The 23,149-nt window shown below is 59.1% G+C and carries 22 protein-coding genes; 7 read left to right on the forward strand and 15 right to left on the reverse strand.

Features of this window, described 5'->3' with window-relative positions:
- Positions 1 to 13: 13 nt before the first annotated feature.
- The 5 genes from ACOYNV_RS02195 to ACOYNV_RS02215 form a co-directional block, all read right to left on the reverse strand.
- A complete protein-coding gene (locus ACOYNV_RS02195; protein ID WP_422898095.1) occupies positions 14 to 586 on the reverse strand; it encodes an LEA type 2 family protein in 573 nt (190 codons plus the stop codon).
- Positions 540 to 1,418 (reverse strand): NAD(P)-dependent oxidoreductase, encoded by an 879-nt coding sequence (locus ACOYNV_RS02200; RefSeq protein WP_422898096.1) that lies wholly within the window; start codon positions 1,416 to 1,418, stop codon positions 540 to 542. Before ACOYNV_RS02200 ends, ACOYNV_RS02195 begins: the two co-directional genes overlap by 47 nt.
- 102 nt (positions 1,419 to 1,520) lie before the next feature.
- The gene (locus tag ACOYNV_RS02205; protein ID WP_422898097.1) at positions 1,521 to 1,772 is read right to left on the reverse strand and encodes a YgaP family membrane protein; all 252 of its coding nucleotides are present in this window, start codon (positions 1,770 to 1,772) and stop codon (positions 1,521 to 1,523) included.
- A complete protein-coding gene (locus ACOYNV_RS02210) occupies positions 1,769 to 5,044 on the reverse strand; it encodes an efflux RND transporter permease subunit (protein WP_422898098.1) in 3,276 nt (1,091 codons plus the stop codon). Before ACOYNV_RS02210 ends, ACOYNV_RS02205 begins: the two co-directional genes overlap by 4 nt.
- A gap of 3 nt (positions 5,045 to 5,047) precedes the next feature.
- Positions 5,048 to 6,082 (reverse strand): efflux RND transporter periplasmic adaptor subunit, encoded by a 1,035-nt coding sequence (locus ACOYNV_RS02215; protein ID WP_422898099.1) that lies wholly within the window; start codon positions 6,080 to 6,082, stop codon positions 5,048 to 5,050.
- Positions 6,083 to 6,354: 272 nt separating this feature from the next.
- Here ACOYNV_RS02215 and scpB point away from each other — a divergent pair, with 272 nt between their 5' ends.
- The 3 genes from scpB (at position 6,355) to ACOYNV_RS02230 (ending at position 7,867) form a co-directional block, all read left to right on the forward strand.
- Positions 6,355 to 7,134 (forward strand): methylmalonyl-CoA decarboxylase, encoded by a 780-nt coding sequence (gene scpB / locus ACOYNV_RS02220; RefSeq protein ID WP_422898100.1) that lies wholly within the window; start codon positions 6,355 to 6,357, stop codon positions 7,132 to 7,134.
- A 230-nt stretch (positions 7,135 to 7,364) separates the two neighbouring features.
- On the forward strand, positions 7,365 to 7,616 hold the full coding sequence (locus ACOYNV_RS02225; protein ID WP_422898101.1) for a type II toxin-antitoxin system Phd/YefM family antitoxin: 252 nt from the start codon (positions 7,365 to 7,367) through the stop codon (positions 7,614 to 7,616).
- Positions 7,613 to 7,867 carry a Txe/YoeB family addiction module toxin gene (locus tag ACOYNV_RS02230; RefSeq protein WP_422898102.1) on the forward strand — a complete coding sequence of 85 codons (255 nt, stop codon included), beginning with the start codon at positions 7,613 to 7,615 and terminating at the stop codon, positions 7,865 to 7,867. The genes ACOYNV_RS02225 and ACOYNV_RS02230 overlap by 4 nt, the downstream gene beginning before the upstream one ends.
- Positions 7,868 to 8,109: 242 nt before the next feature.
- Here the strand turns inward: ACOYNV_RS02230 and dtd are convergent, their stop codons facing one another.
- The 4 genes from dtd to ACOYNV_RS02250 all read right to left on the reverse strand — a co-directional run bounded on the left by dtd (position 8,110) and on the right by ACOYNV_RS02250 (position 11,958).
- Positions 8,110 to 8,562, reverse strand: coding sequence for a D-aminoacyl-tRNA deacylase (dtd, locus tag ACOYNV_RS02235; protein ID WP_422898103.1), 453 nt, complete (start codon positions 8,560 to 8,562; stop codon positions 8,110 to 8,112).
- Positions 8,559 to 9,521, reverse strand: a complete 963-nt coding sequence (locus ACOYNV_RS02240; RefSeq protein WP_422898104.1) for a cation diffusion facilitator family transporter — start codon at positions 9,519 to 9,521, stop codon at positions 8,559 to 8,561. Before ACOYNV_RS02240 ends, dtd begins: the two co-directional genes overlap by 4 nt.
- Before the next feature lie 79 nt (positions 9,522 to 9,600).
- A complete protein-coding gene (locus ACOYNV_RS02245) occupies positions 9,601 to 11,343 on the reverse strand; it encodes an SWIM zinc finger family protein (protein ID WP_422898105.1) in 1,743 nt (580 codons plus the stop codon).
- Between the two features lie 171 nt (positions 11,344 to 11,514).
- Entirely contained in the window at positions 11,515 to 11,958 is a 444-nt protein-coding gene (locus ACOYNV_RS02250; protein WP_422898106.1) for an ATP-binding protein, read from the reverse strand.
- Between the two features lie 46 nt (positions 11,959 to 12,004).
- Between ACOYNV_RS02250 and ACOYNV_RS02255 the strand changes: the two genes are divergently transcribed.
- Positions 12,005 to 12,481 (forward strand): FecR family protein, encoded by a 477-nt coding sequence (locus ACOYNV_RS02255; protein ID WP_422898107.1) that lies wholly within the window; start codon positions 12,005 to 12,007, stop codon positions 12,479 to 12,481.
- A 1-nt stretch (position 12,482) separates the two neighbouring features.
- Positions 12,483 to 13,079, forward strand: a complete 597-nt coding sequence (locus tag ACOYNV_RS02260) for an OmpA family protein (RefSeq protein ID WP_422898108.1) — start codon at positions 12,483 to 12,485, stop codon at positions 13,077 to 13,079.
- 151 nt (positions 13,080 to 13,230) lie between these two features.
- On the opposite strand, the gene ACOYNV_RS02265 is transcribed toward ACOYNV_RS02260, so the two are convergent.
- The 4 genes from ACOYNV_RS02265 to ACOYNV_RS02280 form a co-directional block, all read right to left on the reverse strand.
- Positions 13,231 to 15,450 carry a CHASE2 domain-containing protein gene (locus ACOYNV_RS02265; RefSeq protein ID WP_422898109.1) on the reverse strand — a complete coding sequence of 740 codons (2,220 nt, stop codon included), beginning with the start codon at positions 15,448 to 15,450 and terminating at the stop codon, positions 13,231 to 13,233.
- Positions 15,447 to 16,403 (reverse strand): MBL fold metallo-hydrolase, encoded by a 957-nt coding sequence (locus ACOYNV_RS02270; RefSeq protein ID WP_422898110.1) that lies wholly within the window; start codon positions 16,401 to 16,403, stop codon positions 15,447 to 15,449. The genes ACOYNV_RS02265 and ACOYNV_RS02270 overlap by 4 nt, the downstream gene beginning before the upstream one ends.
- Positions 16,400 to 16,747, reverse strand: a complete 348-nt coding sequence (locus ACOYNV_RS02275) for an STAS domain-containing protein (RefSeq protein WP_422898111.1) — start codon at positions 16,745 to 16,747, stop codon at positions 16,400 to 16,402. Before ACOYNV_RS02275 ends, ACOYNV_RS02270 begins: the two co-directional genes overlap by 4 nt.
- A 165-nt stretch (positions 16,748 to 16,912) precedes the next feature.
- The gene (locus tag ACOYNV_RS02280; protein ID WP_422898112.1) at positions 16,913 to 17,536 is read right to left on the reverse strand and encodes an aldehyde dehydrogenase family protein; all 624 of its coding nucleotides are present in this window, start codon (positions 17,534 to 17,536) and stop codon (positions 16,913 to 16,915) included.
- Positions 17,537 to 17,681: 145 nt separating this feature from the next.
- Here ACOYNV_RS02280 and ACOYNV_RS02285 point away from each other — a divergent pair, with 145 nt between their 5' ends.
- The gene (locus ACOYNV_RS02285) at positions 17,682 to 18,461 is read left to right on the forward strand and encodes an IclR family transcriptional regulator (protein ID WP_422898113.1); all 780 of its coding nucleotides are present in this window, start codon (positions 17,682 to 17,684) and stop codon (positions 18,459 to 18,461) included.
- Positions 18,462 to 18,523: 62 nt separating this feature from the next.
- Here the strand turns inward: ACOYNV_RS02285 and pbpG are convergent, their stop codons facing one another.
- On the reverse strand, positions 18,524 to 19,573 hold the full coding sequence (pbpG, locus tag ACOYNV_RS02290) for a D-alanyl-D-alanine endopeptidase (protein ID WP_422898114.1): 1,050 nt from the start codon (positions 19,571 to 19,573) through the stop codon (positions 18,524 to 18,526).
- A gap of 124 nt (positions 19,574 to 19,697) precedes the next feature.
- Complete coding sequence (locus ACOYNV_RS02295; protein ID WP_422898115.1) at positions 19,698 to 20,858, reverse strand: patatin-like phospholipase family protein; 1,161 nt, start codon at positions 20,856 to 20,858, stop codon at positions 19,698 to 19,700.
- Positions 20,859 to 21,241: 383 nt separating this feature from the next.
- On the opposite strand from ACOYNV_RS02295, the gene ACOYNV_RS02300 reads away from it, so the two are divergent.
- On the forward strand, positions 21,242 to 23,077 hold the full coding sequence (locus tag ACOYNV_RS02300; protein ID WP_422898116.1) for a phosphoenolpyruvate carboxykinase (GTP): 1,836 nt from the start codon (positions 21,242 to 21,244) through the stop codon (positions 23,075 to 23,077).
- The last annotated feature ends 72 nt before the right edge of the window (positions 23,078 to 23,149 follow it).

Below are 23,149 nucleotides of genomic sequence, written 5' to 3' on the forward strand. Positions count from 1 at the left end.
CTTCGCCTGCCCCCTATTTCGGCGCAAGCTTATCCAGTGCCGACAACGGCACATCGCCCAATCGTTCGAACGGGACGTTGCCAGCACCTTCCAGTTCGACGCTTCCAGACACCCGGTAGCCAATCCGGTTACTCCCATCCTTTTGCGCTTCACGCAATGGCTTGAGAACGTTACCCAAGCGACTCACCGTTTTCACTTCGAGTACGGCCTCCCCCTGGCGCGGCACGATCACCGGTTTTTCGGAAGCCCCTTTGGCGAAGGGCCGGCCATTAAGCTCGACATCAACGTTCAGCGTATTGACCGGCAAATCGACGTCATTCGGATTCCGGATGCGAAGTTTCAGCACGAAATGCTGCTCAACCAGCCCCAGCCCGACGAGATCAATGCCCGCCAGACTGATCTCGGGTTTTTGTAATCGCGCCGTGCAGCCGGAGAGCAGGGCGGCAAGTAATACCGCCGCGCATCCGGCGCGAATCAGGTTCAGCCCCATCGGGCAGCCAATCCGCTCAGTCCGGGAAGCACCCGTCGCAAGTCCGGCATCAAGTTTCCCCGCCGGAAAGGCTTTCGAGCAGTTTGAGCATTGCAACAGAATCTTCCTCGCCCATGCCGCTGCCGACCATGGCATTGAACATTTGCGCTGCCGCTGAAGTCGCCGGCAAACAAAGGCCGAGTTCATGCGCACTCTGCATCACGATATTCATATCCTTCTGATGCATCCACGACTTGAAACCCGGCTTGAAGTTGCGGTCGAGCATTCGCTGGCCATGGTTCTCCAGGATTTTCGAATAGGCAAAGCCGCCGAGCAGCGCCTCGCGCACTTTGGCCGGATCCACGCCGTTCTTGCGGGCGAAGTTGAGCGCTTCGGCGACCGTCAGCACGCCGACGCCGGTGATTATCTGGTTGGCCGCCTTGGCCACCTGCCCGGCACCGGAATCACCGACATGAACGATGTTCTTGCCCATGCACGCGAACGCCGGCTTGACCTTTTCAAAAGCGGCAACGCTGCCACCGACCATGATCGACAGGTTGCCGGCAATGGCGCCGACTTCCCCGCCCGAAACTGGCGCATCGAGGAAGTCCACGCCCAGGGCCGCCAGATCGGCTGCAATCTGGCGCGCGGCTGCCGGCAGAATGGTGCTCATGTCGACGGCGACCAGCCCCACTTGCGCGGCCTTGCTGACACCCTTCTCGCCAAGCATCACCTCGCGCACGTCGGGTGCATCGGCGACCATCGAAATGGCCACCTCGACCGCCGCCGCCACCTCGGCCGGGCTGGCCGCGCCCTTGGCGCCGGCATCAAGCAACGGCTGCATCGACTCGGCGCGACGCGCCCAGACGGTGACTTCATGCCCGCCCTTTAACAGATTGAGCGCCATCGGGCGCCCCATGATGCCTAAACCGATGAATCCGACTTTCATTGCACTTCCTTATTGTCTGGCCTGATGAGCGAATCAGTTTAACAAGAAAAAGGCGCACCGAAGTGCGCCTGAAATACCGTTCAAGGAATGAGTTTCCTCAGTTCAGCGACCGCATGAAGTGCCGCCGTTCCCGCTGTCGCCCCGTTTCAAGCCCAGTTTGACCATGATCGACTCGGCCGGGCAAAAGCGGGTAAAGCCGCTCTGGAAAAGATTGGCGCCGACGAAGGCGGTGAACCACAGGAAGTTTTTCGAGACGAAGAGCGGACTGCCGTCGACGCCGAGGGCGAGCGAGATCAGGATGAACGCTCCGGCCATGATGCGGATGGCGCGGTCGGTGGTAAAAGTGCATGTCATGAGGTGTACTCCTTGTTGAAAGCGGCGTAATAAAGCACCGGGATAACCACCAGCGTAAGCACGGTGGATACGAAAATACCGAAGATCAGGCTGATCGCCAAGCCATTGAAAATCGGGTCGTCGAGAATGAACAGGGCACCAAGCATGGCGGCCAGACCGGTCAGTGCGATCGGCTTGGCGCGTACGGCAGAGGACTGGATGATGGCTTCGCTGAACGCCATTCCCTCGGCCACCTGCTGACGGATGAAATCGACCAGCAGGATCGAATTGCGCACAATGATGCCGGCCAGCGCGATCATGCCGATCATCGACGTCGCCGTGTATTGCGATCCGAGCAGCGCATGGGCGGGCATGACGCCGATGATGGTCAGCGGGATCGGCGCCATGATGATCAGCGGCACCAGATAGCTCTTGAAGTGCGCAACCACCAGCAGGTAGATGAGGATCAGGCCGACGCCGTAGGCGATGCCCATGTCGCGGAATGTTTCATACGTCACCTGCCACTCGCCATCCCACTTGAGACTGTAACCGGCGTAAGGGTCGACCGGCTGACGGATGAACCATTCGCCCAGCGTGCCGCCTTGGTCAAGCGACTTGCCGGCAATTTCACCCCGTGCATCGAACATCCCGTAGAGCGGCGAATCGAGCTTGCCGGCCATATCGCCATAAACATACACCACCGGCAGCAGATCCTTGTGGTAGATGGTCTTCTCACGTTCCATTTCGCGCACTTCGACCAGTTCTGAAACCGGCACCAGGGCGCCCGGGTTGTCGTTCATTCGTGAGCGCACTTTTAGCTTGAGAAGGGCGTCGAGCGAGCTTCGCTTCTCGGCCGGCAGCGTTACACGTACCGGCACTTCGAATTTCGACTCGGCGTTATGCACCGGCGTCACATCCTCGCCAGTCAGCCCCATGCGCACCACTTCGACGATATCGCTCTGTGCCACGCCAAGCAGCGCCGCCTTGCTTTGTAGCACATGCAGAACGGTCTTCTTGGCGTCGGCTTGCACCGAGTCGTCGATGGCTACCAGATCTGGGGTTTTCTCGAATACCGCACGTATCTGCTTGGCGACGGCGATCTGGCCCTTGTAGTCCGGCCCGTAAACCTCGGCGACGATCGGCGACATGACCGGCGGGCCGGGTGGCACTTCGACCACCTTGGCGTTGCCGCCGGCCTTGCGGCCAATGGCCTCGACGGCGTCGCGCACCGAACTGGCAATCTCGTGACTCTTGCGTGTGCGGTGTTTCTTGTCAGCCAGATTGACCTGAATGTCGCCCGACTCTTGGGCAGCGCGCAGATAGTACTGGCGCACCAGTCCGTTGAAATTGATCGGGCTGGCCGTGCCGGCATAGGCCTGGTAGTCGGTGACTTCCGGCACCTTGGCCACTTCGGCGCCAATCTCGCGCAACACCCGCGCCGTATCCTCCAGCGGCGTGCCGACCGGCATATCAAGGATGATCTGGAATTCGCTCTTGTTGTCGAACGGCAGCATCTTCAGCACGACCAACTTGACCACGGCGAGCGAAACCGAACCGAGAATCAGCAGGACGATGGCCAGCAGTAGCTTCTTGCGCGCGGCGCTGCCTTTTTCCTGATCGAGAAAAGGGGTGAGGACGCGACGGAAAAAAGAATCCACCGCAGAGGCGCGAAGGCGCAGAGGTGACGCAGAGGAAAGCTCTTCTGGTTCTGGCTCATTGCCCTTCTCTGCGTTTCCTCTGCGACTCTGCGGCTCTGCGGTATGTTCTGGATGCGACTTCATCAGCCGCGCCGCCAGCCAAGGCGTAACGACAAAAGCCACCGCCAGCGAAATAAGCATGCCCATCGACGAGTTGATCGGGATCGGGCTCATGTACGGCCCCATCAGGCCAGTGACAAAGGCCATCGGCAGCAGCGCAGCGATTACCGTGAAGGTAGCGAGGATGGTCGGCCCGCCGACCTCATCGACGGCCAGCGGAATGATTTCAAGCAGCGGCTTGCCCGGATACAGCGTCTGCCAGCGGTGAATGTTCTCGACCACCACAATCGCGTCGTCGACCAGAATGCCGATCGAGAAGATCAGCGCAAACAGCGACACGCGGTTGAGCGTAAACCCATACGCCCACGAGGCGAACAGCGTTGCGGCCAGCGTCAGCGTCACCGCCACGCCGACGATCAGCGCCTCGCGCTTGCCAAGGGCAAAAAAGACCAGCAAGACGACAAAAGCGGTGGCGAAGATCAGCTTGCCGATCAGTTTCTGCGCCTTGTCGGTCGCAGTTTCGCCGTAGTTGCGCGTAACCGTGACTTCGACGCCCTCGGGAATCACCGTGCCCTTGAGCGATTCGATACGGGCGATCACGCCATTGGCTACATCGGCGGCATTGACGCCCGGTTTCTTGGAAATCTGCATGGTGACGGCCGGAAACTCGCCGTCCTTGCTGCCAAACCAGACGTACTTGCCCGGCTGGTCCGGCCCGTCCTCGACCTTGGCCACATCGCCCATGAACACCGGCTTGCGATTTTTGGCATCGCCACGCACGGCCACCACCAGTTGCCGGACGTCGGCCGCCGATTCGAGATAGGTACCGGTCTGCACCAGCACCTCGCGGTTGCCGGCCACCAGGCTACCGGAGGATTGCAGGGCATTGCCAACCTTGAGCGCCGCCGAGAGATCCTGCGGCGTCACGCCAAAGGCGTTCATGCGCTCGCTGTCCATCACCACGCGGATCACATGATCCGGGCCACCCAGGGTTGATATGTCGCGCGTGCCCTTGATCCGTTTCAGCTCGATTTCGGCCGCACGCGCCACCTGCTGCAAGTCGAATGCCGAACGATTGACATCGGCCGTCCAGAAGGTCAGCGCGACGATCGGCACATCGTCGATTCCCTTCGGCTTGATGATCGGCTCGAGCACGCCCAGATTGGGCGGCAGCCAGTCGCTGTTGGAATGAACGGTATCGTAAAGGCGCAAAATCGCATCGTTGTACTTGATGCCGACATCGAACTGCACGGTGATGATCGCCATGCCGGGGCGCGAAACGGAATACACATGCTCGATGCCCGACATGCGCGAGAACACCTGCTCGGCCGGTGTCGCCACCAGGTTCTCGACATCCTTGGCCGACGCCCCCGGAAAGGGGACGATGACGTTGGCCATGGTGACATCGATCTGCGGTTCCTCTTCGCGCGGCGTAACGAGGGTGGCGAAGAGGCCCAGCAACAACGCGACCAGCGCCAGCAAAGGCGTCATCTGCGAGGACTGGAAGTAGCGGGCGATACGGCCGGAAATACCCATCGCTTATTTCCCGGCCGAGTTCAAAGACTTCGAAGACTGTGCTGACTTCAGGGCAATGCCGGCCTTCACCGGATCGAGCACGACACGCTCACCGGACGCCAAACCGGCCAGCACCTCGATCTCGCCACCGGCCGAGGTTTCGCCCAGGCGCAACTGGCGCAGCGACAATGCCCCCTGCTCGTTCTGCACATAAACCGCCGCCACTTCACCGCGGCGAACTACCGTAGCGGCCGGCACGGTCATGCGTTGCGCGCGGCCGACGACAAAATGCACGCGAGCAAACATGCCGGGGATCACATCCTTCATATCTGCCGGCAAACCCACGCGCACCTGCGAGACGTGCGTTGCCACATCAGCCGTCGGCAACAGCGTTACGGCCTTGGCATCGATCCATTTACCAAGCTCGGGAAACTCGACCCTGGCCTGCTTCACGGCGCGCATCTGCGGCAACTGGTACTGCGGAATGCTGGCCGTTACGCGCAAGCCGTCCGGATCGTAGATGGTCAGCAGCGGCCTGCCCGGCGCAGCCGTTTCCCCCTGTTCGATCAGGCGTTGAGCAACAACCCCTGAAATCGGCGCGGTCACCGTGGCATAGCCCAGACTGACGCTGGCCTGCCCATGTGCCGCCTGCGCCGCTTCGAAATCGGCCCTGGCCTTGTCCAGCGCCGCCGCACTGATGAAATTCTGCTGGCGCAGATTCTTCAAGCGCTCGTAATTGGCCCTGGCGTTGATGAATTGCGCCGAGGCGCCAGCGGCCACTTCGCTCGCTTCGCGCGCATCGATGCGCATCAGGAGTTCGCCCTTCTTCACCGTCTGCCCGGCGTCGACCCGCATCTCGGTCACGCGACCGGAAACCTGAGAGGTGAGCGTAGTCTGCGCCACCGCTTCGACGGTGGCCTCGACCGGCAAGGTCAAATCCACTGGATGGGGCTGCACCACTACTGTCGGCAAGGCTTGTGCCCACACAGGGAAGGTCGACACCAGCGCCAGCAGGAAAGAGAGCGTGCGCAAGTGGAAGGAGCGAGAATTTGTTTTCATGAACATTAGAATATTCTAATACGTAATTAAATGCAAGGTCCTGCACGCATACTCTAGCAAGGGCGTCGATCGGTCATCTACCCATGGCATGCCCTGAACACCGCATGGATATTGGTTTGCACGGCATCGTGCCTGAAGATGGCCGTCCTGCTTCCCTTGCAGAACAGCTAGCGCTGCGTAATCAGGATCAGAATCTTATTTGAACTCGCTCTGCTATGCTTGTGGCTGGGATGAGATTAGTCACGCTTTATTAATCTGAAAGGACGGCCAACATGCCACTCGTTTTAACTGAACAGCAGGATTCGACAGGCATCATCTTTCTGAATAACACGGAGAAGCGGAATGCCCTGAGTGAGGCGTTGATCGGAGAAATCATCGACGCACTGGATGGGTTCCGCGCCTTGAATATCCGTGCCGTGATTCTGCGCGCGGCCGCCGGTGTAAAAGTCTGGTCGGCGGGTCACGATATCGGCGAATTACCAAACAGCGGGCACGACCCTCTGGGCTGGAATGATCCCTTGCGCCATCTGGTGCGAGCGATCCAGGAGTTCCCCGCGCCGGTCATTGCGCTCATCGAGGGCGGTGTGTGGGGCGGCGGCTGCGAAGTGGCGATGGCTTGCGACATTCTGGTGGCAACGCCGGAGTCGACTTTCGCCATCACCCCGGCAAAACTCGGCGTGCCTTACAACCTCGTTGGCGTACTGACGATGATGAACATGATTCCGCTGCCAGTGGTCAAGGAAATGCTGTTCACCGCCAAGCCGATCCCCGCCGGACAGGCGCTCAATCTCGGCATCATCAACTACCTCAAGCCAGCCTCGGAAATCGAAGCCTTTGTTCATGACATGGCGGCATCAATCTGCGTCAATTCACCCTTGAGCATTTCGGTAATGAAGGAAGAGTTGCGCCTCCTGACCAGCGCGCACGCGCTGTCGCCGGAACTCTTCGAGCGGATTCAGGGCCTGCGCCAGATTGTGTACGACGGCAAAGATTATCAGGAAGGAATCGACGCCTTCCGGCAAAAGCGCAAACCCAATTTCTCAGGGAAATGATGGCCTCACGGAACTGGCCTGGTTTCCGATTTGCAAGCAGAGAGACTAAATGGGTCAGTTGCGCATTAATTTTTTCGAGAGAAACAAACCGACGCTGACCCTTTGACTGATCGCGCGGCGGCTGAAAGGAGTGAGGTTAAGCGCCATGTTGGGCGTCGTTTCAGCAGATTTTTGCTGGACAGACGGCGGTTTGTTATGTACAGTAATACGTACATATTTGGAGGCAAAAAATGGATGCCATGACTTACACCACTGTTCGCGCAAACCTTGCCAGCACCATGGATCGGGTTTGTAACGACCACGAAGCTTTGATTATCACGCGCAACGGCGATCAAGCGGTGGTGATGCTCTCGCTCGAAGATTACAAAGCGCTTGAGGAAACTGCTTATCTTTTGCGCACTCCTGCCAACGCCAAGCGTCTGCTCTCGGCGGTTGCGCACCTGAACTCTGGCAAAGGCGTGGAGCGGGAATTGGCAAAGTGAAGCTGATTTTTGCTGAGGAGGCATGGGAGGATTACCTGTACTGGCAAAAGCAAGACAGGCGGATGGTTGAGCGGATAAACAAGCTGATTCGTGAAATACAACGCGAACCTTTCGCGGGCATAGGAAAGCCTGAGGCATTGAAGCATGCGCTATCGGGTTTTTGGTCACGCCGCATAACAGACGAGCACCGCATGGTGTACCGAGTTGAAGGTGATGACCTGTTGATTGCTCAGTTGCGATTTCATTACTGAGACGCTCACTGTTTGAATTCACCTGAGAACCACAGAGGGTCAGTTGCGCATTAATTTCTGCAAGAAAGACAAACCAAAGCGCTCCCCTTTGTGCCCCCATCTGCAAACCCGTCAATAGGCCATCCACACCCGGCATTCCCTGAGAGGCGCACAAATACTGGCTCCCACGGCATCATGCCGCAAGATGCCCGTACTACCTGGCTCACAGGATCAACGCTGTTTTAGCTTGCGCTTTATCTGATTTATTCGGGATTTCGCGAGTCGAGGGCAATCGTCACCGGGCCGTCGTTTACCAGATGGACCTGCATGTCGGCGCCAAAAACGCCAGTGGGCACCTTGCGCCCGAGATCGCTCTCCAGTTGCCGTACAAAAAGCTCGAACAGCGGCCGGGAAATTTCCGGCGGTGCTGCGCGACTCCATGAGGGACGATTGCCTTTCCTGAGCGAGGCGAAGAGGGTGAATTGGCTCACGGCCAGCACTTCGCCAGCGACATGGACGATGCTGCGATTCATCACCCCGGTCGCATCCGGAAAGATGCGCATTTTGGTCAGCTTGGCCGAAAGCCAGACTATATCGGCCTCACCGTCGGCTTCTTCGACGCCGACCAGCAGCAGCAAACCGGGGCCGATGGCACCGGTGACTTCACCTTCTACCTCAACCCGCGCCGAGGCGACGCGCTGCACCAGCACTCTCATTTAGATCCCGCCTGTTTTTCAGTCTTGCCGTTGATCGGCGCTATGGCATCGGTGGTGCGTGGCGACCAGCGCACAGCATGGACGTTGGACTCGGGCTGCAGGGTGACATGTTCGATTCCCTGATGCCCCAGCTCGTGCCGCGCTGCGGCAAGAACCTCCGGCCACTGCGAGAAGGCATCGACAACCAGATGCGCCGATAGCGCGATGCGGTTCGACGACAGCGTCCATACGTGCAGATCATGGACCGACCTGACGCCCGGCACCGACGCCAGCGCCTGCCCGATCTGATCGATGGAGAGATGCGCCGGCACGCCTTCGAGCAGCGCGCGCAACACTTCGCGCAACAGACGAAGGCTGGAGCCGAGCACCAGAAAGCAGATAAGCAACGAGAGCAGTGGATCAATGGGCGTCCACCCGGTGAAAATAATCACCGCACCGGCGACCAGCGCCGCTAGCGAGCCAAGCAGATCACCGACCACGTGCAACAGGGCGCCGCGCGTATTCATCGTCTGCTCGCCGTGCATCAGCAGCCAGGCGACGCCGATATTGATGCACAGCCCGATCACCGCGACCAGCGTCACGGCCTCGCCATTGATCGTTGCCGGCTCAAGAAAACGGTTTATTGCGGCCACCGAGATGCCGACTACCACCAGCACCATGAACAGGACATTGAGCAGGGCGGCCAGTGTTTCGACACGGCCCAGGCCGTAGGTGTGGCGGCGCGAGGGAGGACGCCTGGCCAGCCAGACGGCAAAAGCCGCCAGGCCGAGCGAGGCGCTATCGGTCACCATATGCCCGGCATCACCGAGCAGCGCCAGCGATCCGGACCAGAAACCGGTCACCGCCTCGACCACCGCGAAACCGAGCGTCAGCAGCAGCGCCCAGATCAGGCGCGGCCCGGCGTCGGCGTGGTGATGATGGTCGTGATGGCTATGGTCGTGTTGATGGTGGTCGCTCATGGTGCGGCCATTATATTCGCCGCAAGCTGCCCACGCTGGGTGACTGGATGAAGTCGGGGACAACAAACGGGAAAGGCGGTCATTTCCCGCCGGTGGTCGAGCGCGCCACGCCATCCAGCAGCTTGATGAAATTCCGCTTCGGTTTGAACTGCAGGCGCAGTTCGCCGAGGTAGTCACCAAATTGCCTGGACTGGTTCTGCGCCTGCATCAACCCGCCCACCTTGCGCACCAGCCTGATCGCCTCTTCATACGCCGCGTTACCCGTCTGCTCGACGATGGGCGGCACCACCCGCCGGTAGAGGCTGACGGCATTTTCGGGGCGCAAGGATTCGAGTTTTCCGGCCAGCGTGATGAGCAGGTTGCGATGGCAGAAACCCTCATGCGCTGCCGACCAGGCGGCGTCAAGATCGTCCTCCCATAACGCTATTTCCATCCGCAGCGAAAAATCGGGCAGCGATGGTTTTGGCTTCCACTGGCTCGTGGTGCTTGCCGCGTGCGCGATGACTTCGGCAAGCCTGGTCAATGCCCGATTTCGCTGCCCAGCCCAGAGACCAAGTTGGACAGCCACTGCCTGCAGCTTCTTGTAGAGTTCGAGACTGGGCCGTTCCTCGAACTGGACCCAGGTCAATTGCAGCGCCTCGTCATTGCGTTTGCGCTCAAGATAAGCCGCCACCAGAAAATCGCGCAGTCGGTTATCGGGACGCTCGGGGAATGCCTGCAAGCCGCGTTCCGCCCACTCCAGCGCCTTGTCCGGCTGCCCCGCTTTGGTCCAGATTTCGGCGATTTCAAGATAGTGATAGCCCAGGGTGAGATCCTGCGACTTGATCGCCACCAGTTCCTCGACGTCGCCGCTGACCTCGGCCAGTTGCTCCATGATGCCGGTAATCTTCGCCCGCTGGTAATCGTAGCTGTCCTTCGCGTCGCGTGGTTTCAGCTTGCGCCACTCGGCTTCCGCCAGTTCGCGATAGCGCTGCAGTCCTTCCTTTCCGAGGGCGTCGTGATAGGTTTTGACATCGAAGCTGCAAACGCCGAAGGGCAGAGTTGTCTCCAGTTCGAAAAGGCGTTCGGCCAAGTCGGCCGGATCGGGGCGCGCCATGCTGCACGCCTGCACATGCAATTCGCCCAGTCGGCAAATGATGCCGCCGATTTCGCCATTCGAGTCATCAACATATTCCAGCGAAGCTTCCAACTGTTCGACGGCGTATTCGGCCAGTTCCACCAGGATGGCGGCCGTATCGGGCTTCAGCAATTCCGCCAGCGAATCGACCACCTCATCGATATTGCCGGCGAAAGTGCGAGCCTCACGCCATTCAACATAACCGTCGACCTGCGCCACGTGGTCGATGGCCCGACGGAAAGCCTTGGCCACGTCGCCGCCTCCTGTGGTTTGCTCGGCCCTGAGCAACAAGGACTGGTAGAGCCGGTCATCGCGCCGAGCGACATCCAGCAACTGCTCGATCAAGGAATCCTGGGTTAGCGTGGACAGATAGTCAGTGATGTCCCGCCATGGATCACGCAGATCCTGCTGGCCGGGTGCTGCAGCAGAATTTTCGGCGATCACCGCCAATCCGAGCGCGACACAATGCTTGCAGAAATAGCCATCGGCGGCACGTGGGCAAGTGCAGTCGCGGGCCAGATCGCCGTCGTCAACCCACAGTTCGACTTGATAGGTTTCGCTGCCTTTCACGCTGGCAGTGGCTTTGTCCTCCGCAACACTCAGGCATCCGACCGCGCCCTCAGAAAAATATGCTTCGCCACGCTGGAATGCCGTGCTGCCGGCAAGTTCTTCGAGAGTAGCGCGGGAGATCAGTTCATCGAGCATTTTCCTGGCCTTTAAAATTCATACAAGAGGGAATCATAAACTGAAGTGATTAGTTGCAAGCCGAATGGCTGTAGCCCGCATGGATAGGCGATCTGCAGAAGACATACCTGAAGAGTAACGTATTCATTGACTCTTCAGCTTGATACTCCGTAGATCGCCTATTTATGCGGATCACAGAGCAGTTGATTGTTCCATCTGCGTGCGAGGCGAGAATACCAGCTCGATGCAGTTGCGCCCGTCGCTGCGCGAATAGCACGCCGAATCGGCCAACTGCTTGATCAGCAAACGGCCGACCCCGCCCTCAGAACGCAATTCCAGCGGCTGATCCAGCCCTTCAGAGGCATGCACCAGATCGGCAAAGGGATCAAAGGGCGCGGCCGAATCTTCGAAGCTCACGTTCAATCGGCCGGAATCGCAGCGCACCTCCAGCCAGGCCTGCAAGGAGTTTCCTTGCGCGCCACCGTGGCAGACGAAATTCATGAATAATTCCTCGACGGCAATTCGGGCACGCATTAAGGTGTCAGCGTCAACGCCCTCCCGACATTCGTCGACGCAGGCCAGTACCAGGGGCAGCGCATCGAGACTGGCTGGAAATGTTTGGGACGGTCGCGCCATGGTCGTTCAGTCGGTTGAGGAATCTAATTTTGAAGGAGCAAGGTAAATGAGAAACGGCAGAGCGTCTACCCGAAAATTAACGATTCTTGCCGCCGTCGGACTGCTGGCCGTCTGCGGCAGCGCCTTGGCTGCGGACGAAGCCGGTACCATCAAAACGCTCAAGGGAAGCGCCAGCATCGAGCGCGCCGGGCAGAAAACCCCGGCGGCCGTTGGCGGCAAGGTGCTGGTCAGCGACCGCATCCTGACCGGACCGGAGAGTTCGATCGGACTCACCCTGCGCGACAACACGCTGCTTTCGGCCGGGCCCAATTCGACGCTGGTGCTCAACCGCTTCACCTTCGATTCCACGACCCACGCCGGGGCTGTCGATGCCACGGTCAAGCGCGGCACGCTGGCGGTCGTTTCCGGCAAGATCGCCAAGGCTTCGCCCGACAATGTCGTTTTCAATACGCCGTCGGTTTCGCTCGGGGTGCGCGGAACGGAATTCATCATCGAAGCCGGCGACCGCAAAGGAGAGAACTGACATGACGCCATTGGTGATTCCTGTTGTTGCGGCGCTTGCCATCCTGCTCAGCCAGATGTCCCCTCCTCCCGACCGCGTTATTTTGCTTCCCGATGCCGACGGCAAGGTCGGCCAGGTCGTTGTGCACAGCAGCGCCAGCACGCAAGTTCTCGACAAGGCCTATGCCGCCTCGGAGATCGATGCCAAGGGCAACATTGCCGCGCGCAACGAGGACCCCGCCAGCGTGCATGCCCGCTACGGTGCCCTGCTCGATGCCCGGCCACCGCGACCCGTTTCCTTCACGGTCAATTTCGTTTCCGGCTCGGCGCAGGAACTGACGCCCGAGTCGAAACCGGTTTTCGAACAACTGAAGACCACCATCGCCAGTCGCCCGGCACCTGAAATTTCGGTCATTGGTCACACCGACCGCGTCGGCAACCTTGAGGCCAACGACGCCCTCTCGCTAAAGCGGGCGGAGGCCGTCAGGAGTTTGCTGCAAGAAGCCGGGATTCAGGCAGTGATGGAAGTGGCGGGGCGTGGCGAACGCGAACCGCTCGTAGCAACTGCCGATGAAGTTGAGGAAGCAGCGAACCGGAGAGTGGAGATCAACCTGCGCTGAGTTTGTTGAAAAGCCAAGTCAAAAGCCTCACCACCAAGACGACCAAAGGAAGTGCAGAGCCACAAAGGACACCAAGTTACACCAAGAAATTCGAGTGCTTTCCTTGGTGTAACTTGGTGATCTTGGTGACTTGGTGGATCGCACTTCCTTATTAACTCCTGCCCAGACCGCCCCAGCGCAACACCAGCAGCGTCATGTCATCGGATGCCAGGGCCGCGCCGACGAAAGCGGCGAGGTCGTCTTTCACCCGCTGCACGATTTCTGTTGGATTCCCTCCAGGCGAAGCCGCTTTCAGCACGTCAAGCAGGCGTTCCTTGCCGTAGGCTTCGTGGCCGCTGTTGAAGGCTTCGGTAATGCCATCGGTAATCAGGCACAGCGTATCGCCCGGTGACAAGCGCACAGACTGTGCGACGTATTCGAAATCGTCAATAACACAAAGTGGCGGCCCGCCGGCACCCGGCGGGCCCCCGATCTGCTCGCTGCTGCCGTCGACGGCGATACGCCATGGCCCATCATGACCGGCATTGACCAGCGACAATTCGCCGCTCTCGACATCGAGAACGCCGATCAATAGCGTGACGAACAGCAGTTCGGCGTTCTCGCGCGCCAGTTCCTTGTTGGCCAGCGTGACAATGGTGCCAAGGCCTTCATCGACAAGCAGGCTGATGCTCTTGGTCAGCGTCTTGGCGATGGCCATGAACAGGCTGGCCGGGACGCCCTTGCCGGATACGTCGCCGACGACGAAGCACAGACGTCGCGCATCGATCATGAAGAAATCGTAGAGATCGCCGCCCACGTCACGCGCCGGCTCAAGATACGTCGCCAGTTCGAAGCGCTGCTCGCCGGCAAAGACCCGTACCGGATCGGGCAACGAACCGAGCTGGATTCGACGCGCTGCCGCCATTTCGCCAGCCATGCGCGCTTCGTTCTCGCGCAAGCGCTGACGGTCGGCCTCGATCAGCCGCGTCTGCCGGTCGATCTCGATCATCGCGCTGGAAATGAGGCTGCCCAGAACACTGGACAGACCGATGAAGGTCGAAGCCGAATCGAACATCAGCCCGGTGCTGTAGAACACCAGGTAGCCGACCGAAATGATCAGGGCATTCAAGCCCAGCACCGCCCACGTTGGCGCATGCGGCGACTTCTTCAGCACCTCGGCGACCTTGCCCTCGGTGCGCGGGATGGACCAGATCATGATCAGGCCGATCAATCCCATCATGGCGGTTTCCAGCCACTTCATCCACCACGGCCGCAGGATGAAGCGGCCATCGAAGAAGCTCTCGATCAGTTGCGCCTGGATCTCGACCCCCGGCACCAGATCGCCCAGGGGGGTCATGCGCATGTCCACCAAACCCGAGCCGGTCAGCCCGACCAATACCAGCTTCCCTGCAATCCGGTCAGGGTCGGCCTTGCCGGCCAGCACGTCGGCGGCTGACAGGGTGCGTGGTTTTGAGGTCTTGAAGCGCGCGAAATGCAGCCACACTTCGCCATCGCTCTGCGTCGGCACCCGAAACTCGGCAACCTGTACGGCGTCGATGCCCTGGTTGCCGACCTCCATTTCAATGGCTGACGAGCCACTGGCCACGCGCAGCATTTCGATGGCCATGCCGGGTACCGCTTGATCGTTGACCGCCAGCACCAGCGGCACACGGCGAACAACACCGCCTTCGTAGCGCGAGAATGACAGCATCGCCTGCCCGTGTGCCGCCGCCTGTAACTCGGGCAGGCTGGCCAGTACAAAGGGGTAGTTTTTCAGCCAGGGCAGCGGATCACCACCGTGCGCGCTGAGCGGAACCGAGCGCATCCCCGAGCTGGTGCTGTACGTTGAAAAATCAAAACCGGTCGCCCCGAGCACGCTGGGCACGGCGTGCAGCGACTGCGCCAGCCGGGTCTCATGGCTCGGCAAGCGTGCCAGGGCGCGCGCCAATTCCGCCTGCTCCGGCGGCAGATTGGCGGCAACGCGATCGGGCGACGTCTGATCGACCTCCGGCATATACATGTCAAGGCCGATGGCGGCGGGCTGGAGTTTGCCGATGGCATCGATCAGATCGGCCAGCCGGTTGCGCGGCCACGGCCACTGACCGATCTGCTTCAGGCTTTGTTCATCGATGGCGACGACGGTGACCGGCTGCAACACCGGCTGGCGCGGAAAGGCCCGCTGATAGCCGTCGAACAGGAACTGGCGTCCGGTCTTGAAAGGGTGGGCGGCCATTTCCATCGCCTGACCGGGTAGCGACTCGCTCCACCACGCCGGCAGATCGGCTTCGCTGATCAGGCTGGCAAAGAGCATCCAGAGAAGGATTCCCGCCGCCGCTGGGCGGCCTTGCCCGGCCAGGAAGATTTTCTTCATCCGGGCGATCAGCAGTCTCAAAGCGTCAGTTCCAACCCATCCCAGGCGGAAAGAACCTCCACCGCATGCCCGTCACGCGTTATTTCCTCGAAGCGGCGAGTCTCCTCCAGCACTTGCTGAATGCGCCCATCGTCGTAAGCCGGCTCATGGTGGAACATGACCAGCCGCTGCGCTCGGGCCATCTGACACAGTTCGACGCCGACGATGTTGCTCGAATGCCCCCAGTCGGCCTTCACCGAAATGGCATCGGCCAGCGAGTACATGGCATCGAAAATCACGGCATCGGCGTACTCGAAGAAACGGACAAAACCGGCGCATTCCGCTTCGTCTTCAAGCTTGTGCTCGGAGTCGGTCGAATAGATGACGCTCTTGCCGTCCTTCTCGAACCGCCAGCCGTAGGAATCACCGGCATGGCGCTGAAGTTTGGCGCGAAGCGTCAAGCCGGCAATCGAATAAGGTGTGTCCGGCTGCAAGACGTCGAAACTGATCTCGGCGCCCAATTGCTGGAAATCGACCGGAAACGACGGCCCGCGTTGCTGGCGGCGGAAAGCATGCTCGACGTTGGCATGACAGGAGTGCACCACGATGCGATTGCCGGGAATGTAGATCGGCGTAAAAAACGGGAACCCCATGATGTGGTCCCAGTGCAGATGCGACATGAAAATGTGGTAAGTCTGCGGCTGGCCCGGACCGAAGCGTTCGATCATGTGCTGCCCGAACGGACGTGCACCACTGCCCATGTCCAGAACGACATGCTCATGGCCGCCGGTCTCGATCTGTACGCAACTTGAATGCCCGCCGTAGGTCCCGGCAATGTCAAAACCGAGGCCATCGATGTAGGCTTCGATATCGGCACGATGATCGAAACGCCGGTCACGCGCACCTTCCAGGGCCTTGATCAGCTTGGCGCGAATGTCTGCCGTGGTCATCGAAACCGGGATCGACCCGCGCGTTCCCCAGAAGCGGATTTTCATTTGGCCAACTCGGTCGCAGCGGCTTCTACTTTCTCGAAAACGCTGAAAACCAGATTGAAGCGGCTGATCTGAAACACTTCGGCAACCACGGGCGTCAGTGCCGCAATGGCGATCCTGCCTTGTTGCGCCTTGACCTGCTTGGCGGCGAGCATCAGGGCGCGCAAGCCGATGCTGCTGACGTAATCGACGCCGCCGAAGTCGAGCACAAGAGGGCTGCCCTGCGCGCTGCAATCTATCAGATACGGTGTAAGCGCCTGCTGAAAGTCCGCGGCATGCGCATGATCAATACGCCCCTGAACCGCCACCACGCGCACCGCGCCGATCTCGCGACAAGTCAGCTCCATAACCGCCTCACTTCAAATAGGTGTCCGCTGATTATAGCGGCACGGTTACCGTGAAAGTCGCGCAAGCGACTCTCGAACCTCCCCTCGCCCTCTGGGAGAGGGGTCGGGGGTGAGGGAAACGGGCAAGACTTTCATAATTTTGTGTGCCTTTCAAAGCCATGCCCGTCAGGAGAAAAGCAGGCTGGCGCCGACAGCAGATTGCAGCCCTTCCACCGCCGCCTCGCCGCCATGCAGGATATTGAAGACCCCGCCCGGAAAACCGCAACGCCCGGTCAGTTCGGCCAGCGCAAAGATCGACGATGGCGTTTCCGGGCTCGGCCGGATAACGACGACGGCACCGGCCAACAAAGCGGGGACGGCGATCCGCAAAGAACCGAGCAGGGGCGAGGTGACATCACCGACAATGCCCACCACGCCCGAAGCATTACCGGCCACCGCTGCACGCAGCAGCGCCACGGCCTCAGCCACCTCGGCATCGGCAGCTGCTGCGTCCTTTCCTGATTCTTCAACAATCAATTTGGAAAAATGGCCGGCATACCCTGACAACGCTTCACCTGCAGCAGCGAGCAAGGCGGCGCGCTCTGTTGCGGCCCGTGCCGCCCACGGCGCCAGCGCGGCCTGTGCCGACTCGACCGCCTTCAGCGCCTCACCGGCACCGCAGAGTGGTGTGCGCCGCAACACCACTCCACTTGCCGGGTTACGGACATCCAGAAAGGCCGGAGCCATCGTGAGATAAGCATGACCATTGATCCACAGTGGGATGGCAAGCGGCTCGTCAATTTGTAACATCGCATTCCTTTGGCTTGGGAGTAATTTCCTGCTGTTTTCCTGCTGTTTGGCGCACAATGCGCAGCAAGCAATAAAATGACATTTCAGGCAAAACGACGAATAATATTCCGCTACAGGGCAAAACGAAAGGTCCGACAGGAAGCTGATGGCTCAACAACAGCAAGCCAAGGGGTCGATTCAGGTCATCGATCGCATGATGTCACTGCTCGATGTGCTGGCCAACACCCCGGAACCGGCAACACTCAAGATGCTGTCGCAAGCCACCGGGTTGCACCCATCGACGGCACACCGCATTCTGGCGGCGATGACCCATTCACGCCTTGTGGAACGACACGATTCCAGCACCTACGCGCTCGGCATTCGCCTGCTGGAACTTGGCAATATCGTCAAGGCGCGCATCAACATACGCGAAGTTGCCCTGCCCATCATGCAGAACCTGCACGAAACGATTGGTGAAGCAGTCAATCTTGGCATTCGCGATGGAGACGAAATCATCTATGTCGAACGCACCTCAGGCGGTCGCTCCCTGGTGCGCGTCGTCTATCTGGTCGGGGGCCGAGCGGCCTTGCACCTGACCTCGCTGGGCAAGCTGTTTCTCGCCGCCGAGAGCGTCGCGGAGGTTCGTGCCTACGCCAAACGCACCGGCCTGCCGGGCAAGACACCGCATTCGCTGACCAAACTGGATACGCTGGAAAAAGAACTCGACAAAATTCGTCGGCACGATCTGGCCTACGACAACGAAGAAGCAGAAATTGGGCTGCGCTGTGTCGCTTCGCCAATCCGCAATGACGAAGGATCGATCGTCGCCGGGCTTTCCATCTCGGCACCAACGGATCGACACAATCCGGTATGGGCGGCTCAAATCAAGGGCGCCGCCGAAGAGATTTCACGCGCCCTGGGCTATCGCCAGCCACGTACAAGGTAGCTTGCCCGAAAAGAAAAAAGCCACGGATGCCGTGGCTTTTTTCATGGGCACAATCTCAGGAATCAGCCCGGAACGTGGACAGCCTCCTTCGCTAGTGAGGCATGAGTCAGCAGTTTACGCGAAGCCTGGGTGTATTCCATCCAGCGCTTGATCCGGTTGGCATCGCCCACCCGCGTCTGTTTGCCTGAAGAATCAAGCAGAACGATGACTACCGGCCGGTCGGCAACGCGCGCCTGCATGACCAGGCACTTGCCGGCTTCATGAATGTAGCCGGTCTTGGAAAGGCCGACATCCCAAGCCGAGTTCTTCACCAATGGATTCGTATTGCGATAGGCCAACTCACGCCCGCCAACGTCCACCGTGGCCTCGGACGTGGTCGAAAATTCCCTGATCAGCGGGTAACGATGCGCCGCAACAACCATCTTCGCCAGATCATGGGCAGTAGATACATTATTGCTGGTCAATCCGGTCGGGTCTTCGAAATGAGTGTCCCTCATTCCAAGCGATTGCGCCTTGATGTTCATCGCGGACAGAAAAGCTGGCAGCCCTCCCGGATAATGCCGGGCCAGCGAGTGAGCCGCGCGATTTTCGGAAGACATCAGGGCGAGTAACAGGGCGAATTCGCGCGTCATTACCGAACCCACGTGCAGACGCGAACGACTGCCGCGAAGATAATCCACATCATCATCCGATATGGTGATGGGCGCTTGCAGGCTCGGCGAACTGTCGAGCACGACCATGGCCGTCATCAGCTTGGTGATCGAGGCGATCGGCATCACAAGGCTGGCGTTTTTCTGGTACAGGGCGTCTCCGCCTCCCTGGTCGATGACCAGCGCAGAACCGGATTGCACGACCAGCTTGCCCGTTTCATGCCACTGCGATGCATTGCTCGCGAAAGCCAAGTTGGAGGACTTTTTATGAGCCAGGCGTGAGTGCTTGCTTTTCTTGGCGACGGGCACGGCTTTACTCTTTGGCGCCACCGAACTGGCCTTTTGCTTCTGTGAGACATGCTTGGATTTGCTTTTTTCAACGGCTTGGGTGCTTTCAGCCGCCGTAAAACCAACACCCAGCAATGCAACAAACAGCAATGCTGTTTTCAAACGGATCCACATCTCAAGAGCCTCCTGCAATATTTCATGGTTAAGACAATTTCGAACAAGTCTAGCATCGGGCTAAATAAAATCAATAAAAAATAAAGAGATAGCATAAATAGTTGAGAAATAACATGAAATAAATTCAGACGGCAAGAAAAGCCTCGACTTCCTCACGACGAGCCATCGTGTCCTTGTAACCAAGATCGATCAGAACGCAGGTATAGGAGCGTTCAAACAACAGATAACTGGCCAGGGCTCCTCCCCGACGGTTCATAGCACCAATTCCCCGGAATAACCAGCGCACTGGCCAGGGAAGCGCTTTGACATGGCGTGCTGCCAGGTAATCGAGCCGCTCCGAGGGTGAGATGACCAGTGACTGAATGGGTCGCAGCGGAATGTTACCCAGTCGCATCACCTCATCAGGAATGGCCGACAAGGTGCGGTTGATTCGCTGCATTCGCTCGATATCTACTGCAAGACTATCGACTAAAATTGAGGAAAGTGCGTGACCGCCAATCTGCGCCAGCGTCGGATAGGTAGAGGAACGTTCGCGCTCCACCTTATCCAGCATCCAGCCCGCAGCAATAACCAGAACTTTTTCTGCCCCAAGGTGAATCGCCGGCGAAATCGGTGCCAGTTGGCGCATTGAGCCATCACCGAAATATTCACGATTCAGATGAACGGCGGGAAAAATGAAGGGGATGGCGCTTGATGCCATCAAATGATCCATATTGAGCTGTTGTGTGCGACAGCCGAAGCGATTCGTTCGCACCCAGGTCTCCACATCAGAACGTGCCTGAAAAAAACTGACACTTTGACCTGAGGTATATCCGGACGCCGTTAGACTGACGGCATAGAGCGAACCGCCGGCAATTGATCGGCCGATATTGTGAAAGTCCAGCTTTTGTTCCAGCAACTGGCGCAATGGCGTGTTGTCGAGCAATGAGCGCGGCGTTCGCTTGAATAGCCAGCCAAACATCAGCGCACCAAGCCAGCGCACGCTGGAAGCAGCGATCCCCGCTGGGTCAGCGCGATAAACCTGCCCTGCACGGAAATTGCGCCAGACATCTGCCAGCGCTTCGACAGCAGCGCTAAAGTTGTCGGAATTGCAGGCCAGAGCAACTGTATTGATGGCGCCGGCCGAGGTGCCACAGAGAATCGAAAAAGGATTCCGGCTGGCTTCGGGCAACAGATCGCGGATAGCGAGCAGAACCCCGACCTGATAGGCCGCACGCGCGCCACCACCCGCAAGAACCAATGCCGTTCTGCCGTTGCTTTTAGTAAATGAGCCTGCGTCCTTCATGGTGTACAGAATGATAACTGGATTGGTGGTGTGCGGGGCGACAGGGATCACTACAGTTGGAAAGTACGCCAAGTCGCTGAAAGAAGCGGCTTCGATAGGCGATCGCGCGAAGCACCGTAACAAATCAATCCCGAATTACATTCCCCCGGGACAGCATGGCCGTATTTAGCTATGGTATTATTTTATGCAGCCAAGCTTTGCAATACCTGCATTAAGCATGACTGAACCATCTCCCCATTCGCTGGTCAAGCTTTTCACCAGCCGCTATGGTTCATACAAAGCTTGCCGGCCTGTTCTGGATGCAATGGGGCATTTTCTCAAAACCCCGCACAGTGTGGGTCACCTGTTTTTTTAACTGTCCTTTAAAGAGTGAGAGTATTGCCATGACACAAACCATATCCATCAATACCCCTGACTATGTAAAGCATGAAGGCCTGAAGAAGTGGGTTGCTGAAATCGCCGCTCTGGTCACTCCTGACCGTGTTGTATGGGCCGACGGTTCGCAGGAAGAATATGACCGCCTGTGCAACGATCTGGTCGAAGCCGGCACCTTCATCAAGCTCAAGAAGCGCAAAAATTCTTTCCTGGCCTTTTCCGACCCTTCCGACGTAGCTCGCGTTGAAGACCGCACCTACATCTGCTCCGAAAAGAAAGAAGACGCCGGCCCAACCAACAACTGGGAAGACCCGGCCAAGATGCGCGAGACACTCAAAGGCGTGTTCAAGGGCAGCATGAAGGGTCGTACCATGTACGTTATCCCCTTCTCGATGGGCCCGATTGGCTCCCCGATCGCACAGATCGGCATTGAGATCACCGACAGCGCTTACGTCGTAGTCAACATGCGCATCATGACCCGCATGGGCAAGGATGTCTTCCCTGTGCTTGGCACCAACGGCATGTATGTGCCCTGTGTTCACACCATCGGTGCACCGAAGGAAGCCGGCCAGAAGGATCCAAAGTGGCCGTGCAACCCCACCGTCAAGTACATCGTTCACTACCCGGAAACCCGCGAAATCTGGTCCTACGGCTCCGGTTACGGCGGCAACGCGCTGCTCGGCAAGAAATGTCTGGCGCTGCGCATCGCTTCAAACATGGCGCGTGACGACGGCTGGCTGGCCGAGCATATGCTCATCCTCGGTGTCGAATCGCCTGCCGGTGACAAACATTACGTCGGCGCCGCCTTCCCTTCGGCCTGTGGAAAGACCAACTTCGCCATGCTCGTTCCACCGAAGGAAATGACAGGCTGGAAAATCACCACCATCGGTGACGACATTGCCTGGATCAAGCCGCGCAAGGACAAGAACGGAGTCACCCGCCTCTACGCCATCAACCCGGAAGCCGGCTTCTTCGGTGTTGCCCCAGGCACCAACGACAAGACCAACTTCAACGCCATGGCCTCGCTGGCCGAAAACACCATCTTCACCAACGTCGCGCTGACCGACGACGGCGATGTGTGGTGGGAAGGCATGGGCCCGGCACCGGCGCACGCCATCGACTGGCAGGGCAATGACTGGACGCCGGAAATTGCCAAGGAAAAAGGCACCAAGGCCGCGCACCCGAACTCACGCTTCACCGCACCCGCTTCGCAGTGCCCGTGTATCGACAAGGACTGGGCGAACGCCGACGGCGTACCGATCTCGGCCTTCCTGTTTGGTGGCCGTCGTGCTTCGACCGTGCCGCTGGTCTGCCAGACCGCCGACTGGGAGCACGGTGTTTTCGCTGCGGCCACGCTTGGTTCCGAAACGACTGCTGCCGCTTTTGGCCAGCAAGGCGTTGTCCGTCGCGACCCGTTTGCCATGCTGCCGTTCTGTGGCTACAACATGGCCGACTATTACAGCCACTGGCTGAAGATGGGCTCCGTTGCCGACAAGCAAGTGCCGATTTTCGTGGTCAACTGGTTCCGCACCGACGAAAAGGGCGGCTTCGCATGGCCTGGCTTCGGTGACAACGCTCGCGTTCTCAAGTGGATCATCGAGCGCTGTGAAGGCAAGGTTGCTGGCCAGCAAACCGTCCTTGGCGTAATGCCCAACTACGAAGACATGGACTGGACCGGAGCTGATTTCTCCAAGGCGCAGTTTGCCAATGTCACCAGCCTCGACAAGCAAACCTGGCTGGGAGAGCTTGAAGGCGTCAAGGAATGGTTCGGCAAGATGGGCGCCAAGTTGCCTGCCAAGCTGTCAGCCATCCGCGACGATCTCGAAGCCAAGTTCAAGGCCTAAGCAGCAGCCCCAGGTACTACGCAAGGCCGCCTCCGGGCGGCCTTTTTTTCGTCCGGGTTCCGGTTAAACTCC

The sequence above is a fragment of the Propionivibrio sp. genome (genome assembly GCF_049316945.1).
Classification (GTDB): Bacteria; Pseudomonadota; Gammaproteobacteria; order Burkholderiales; family Rhodocyclaceae; genus Propionivibrio.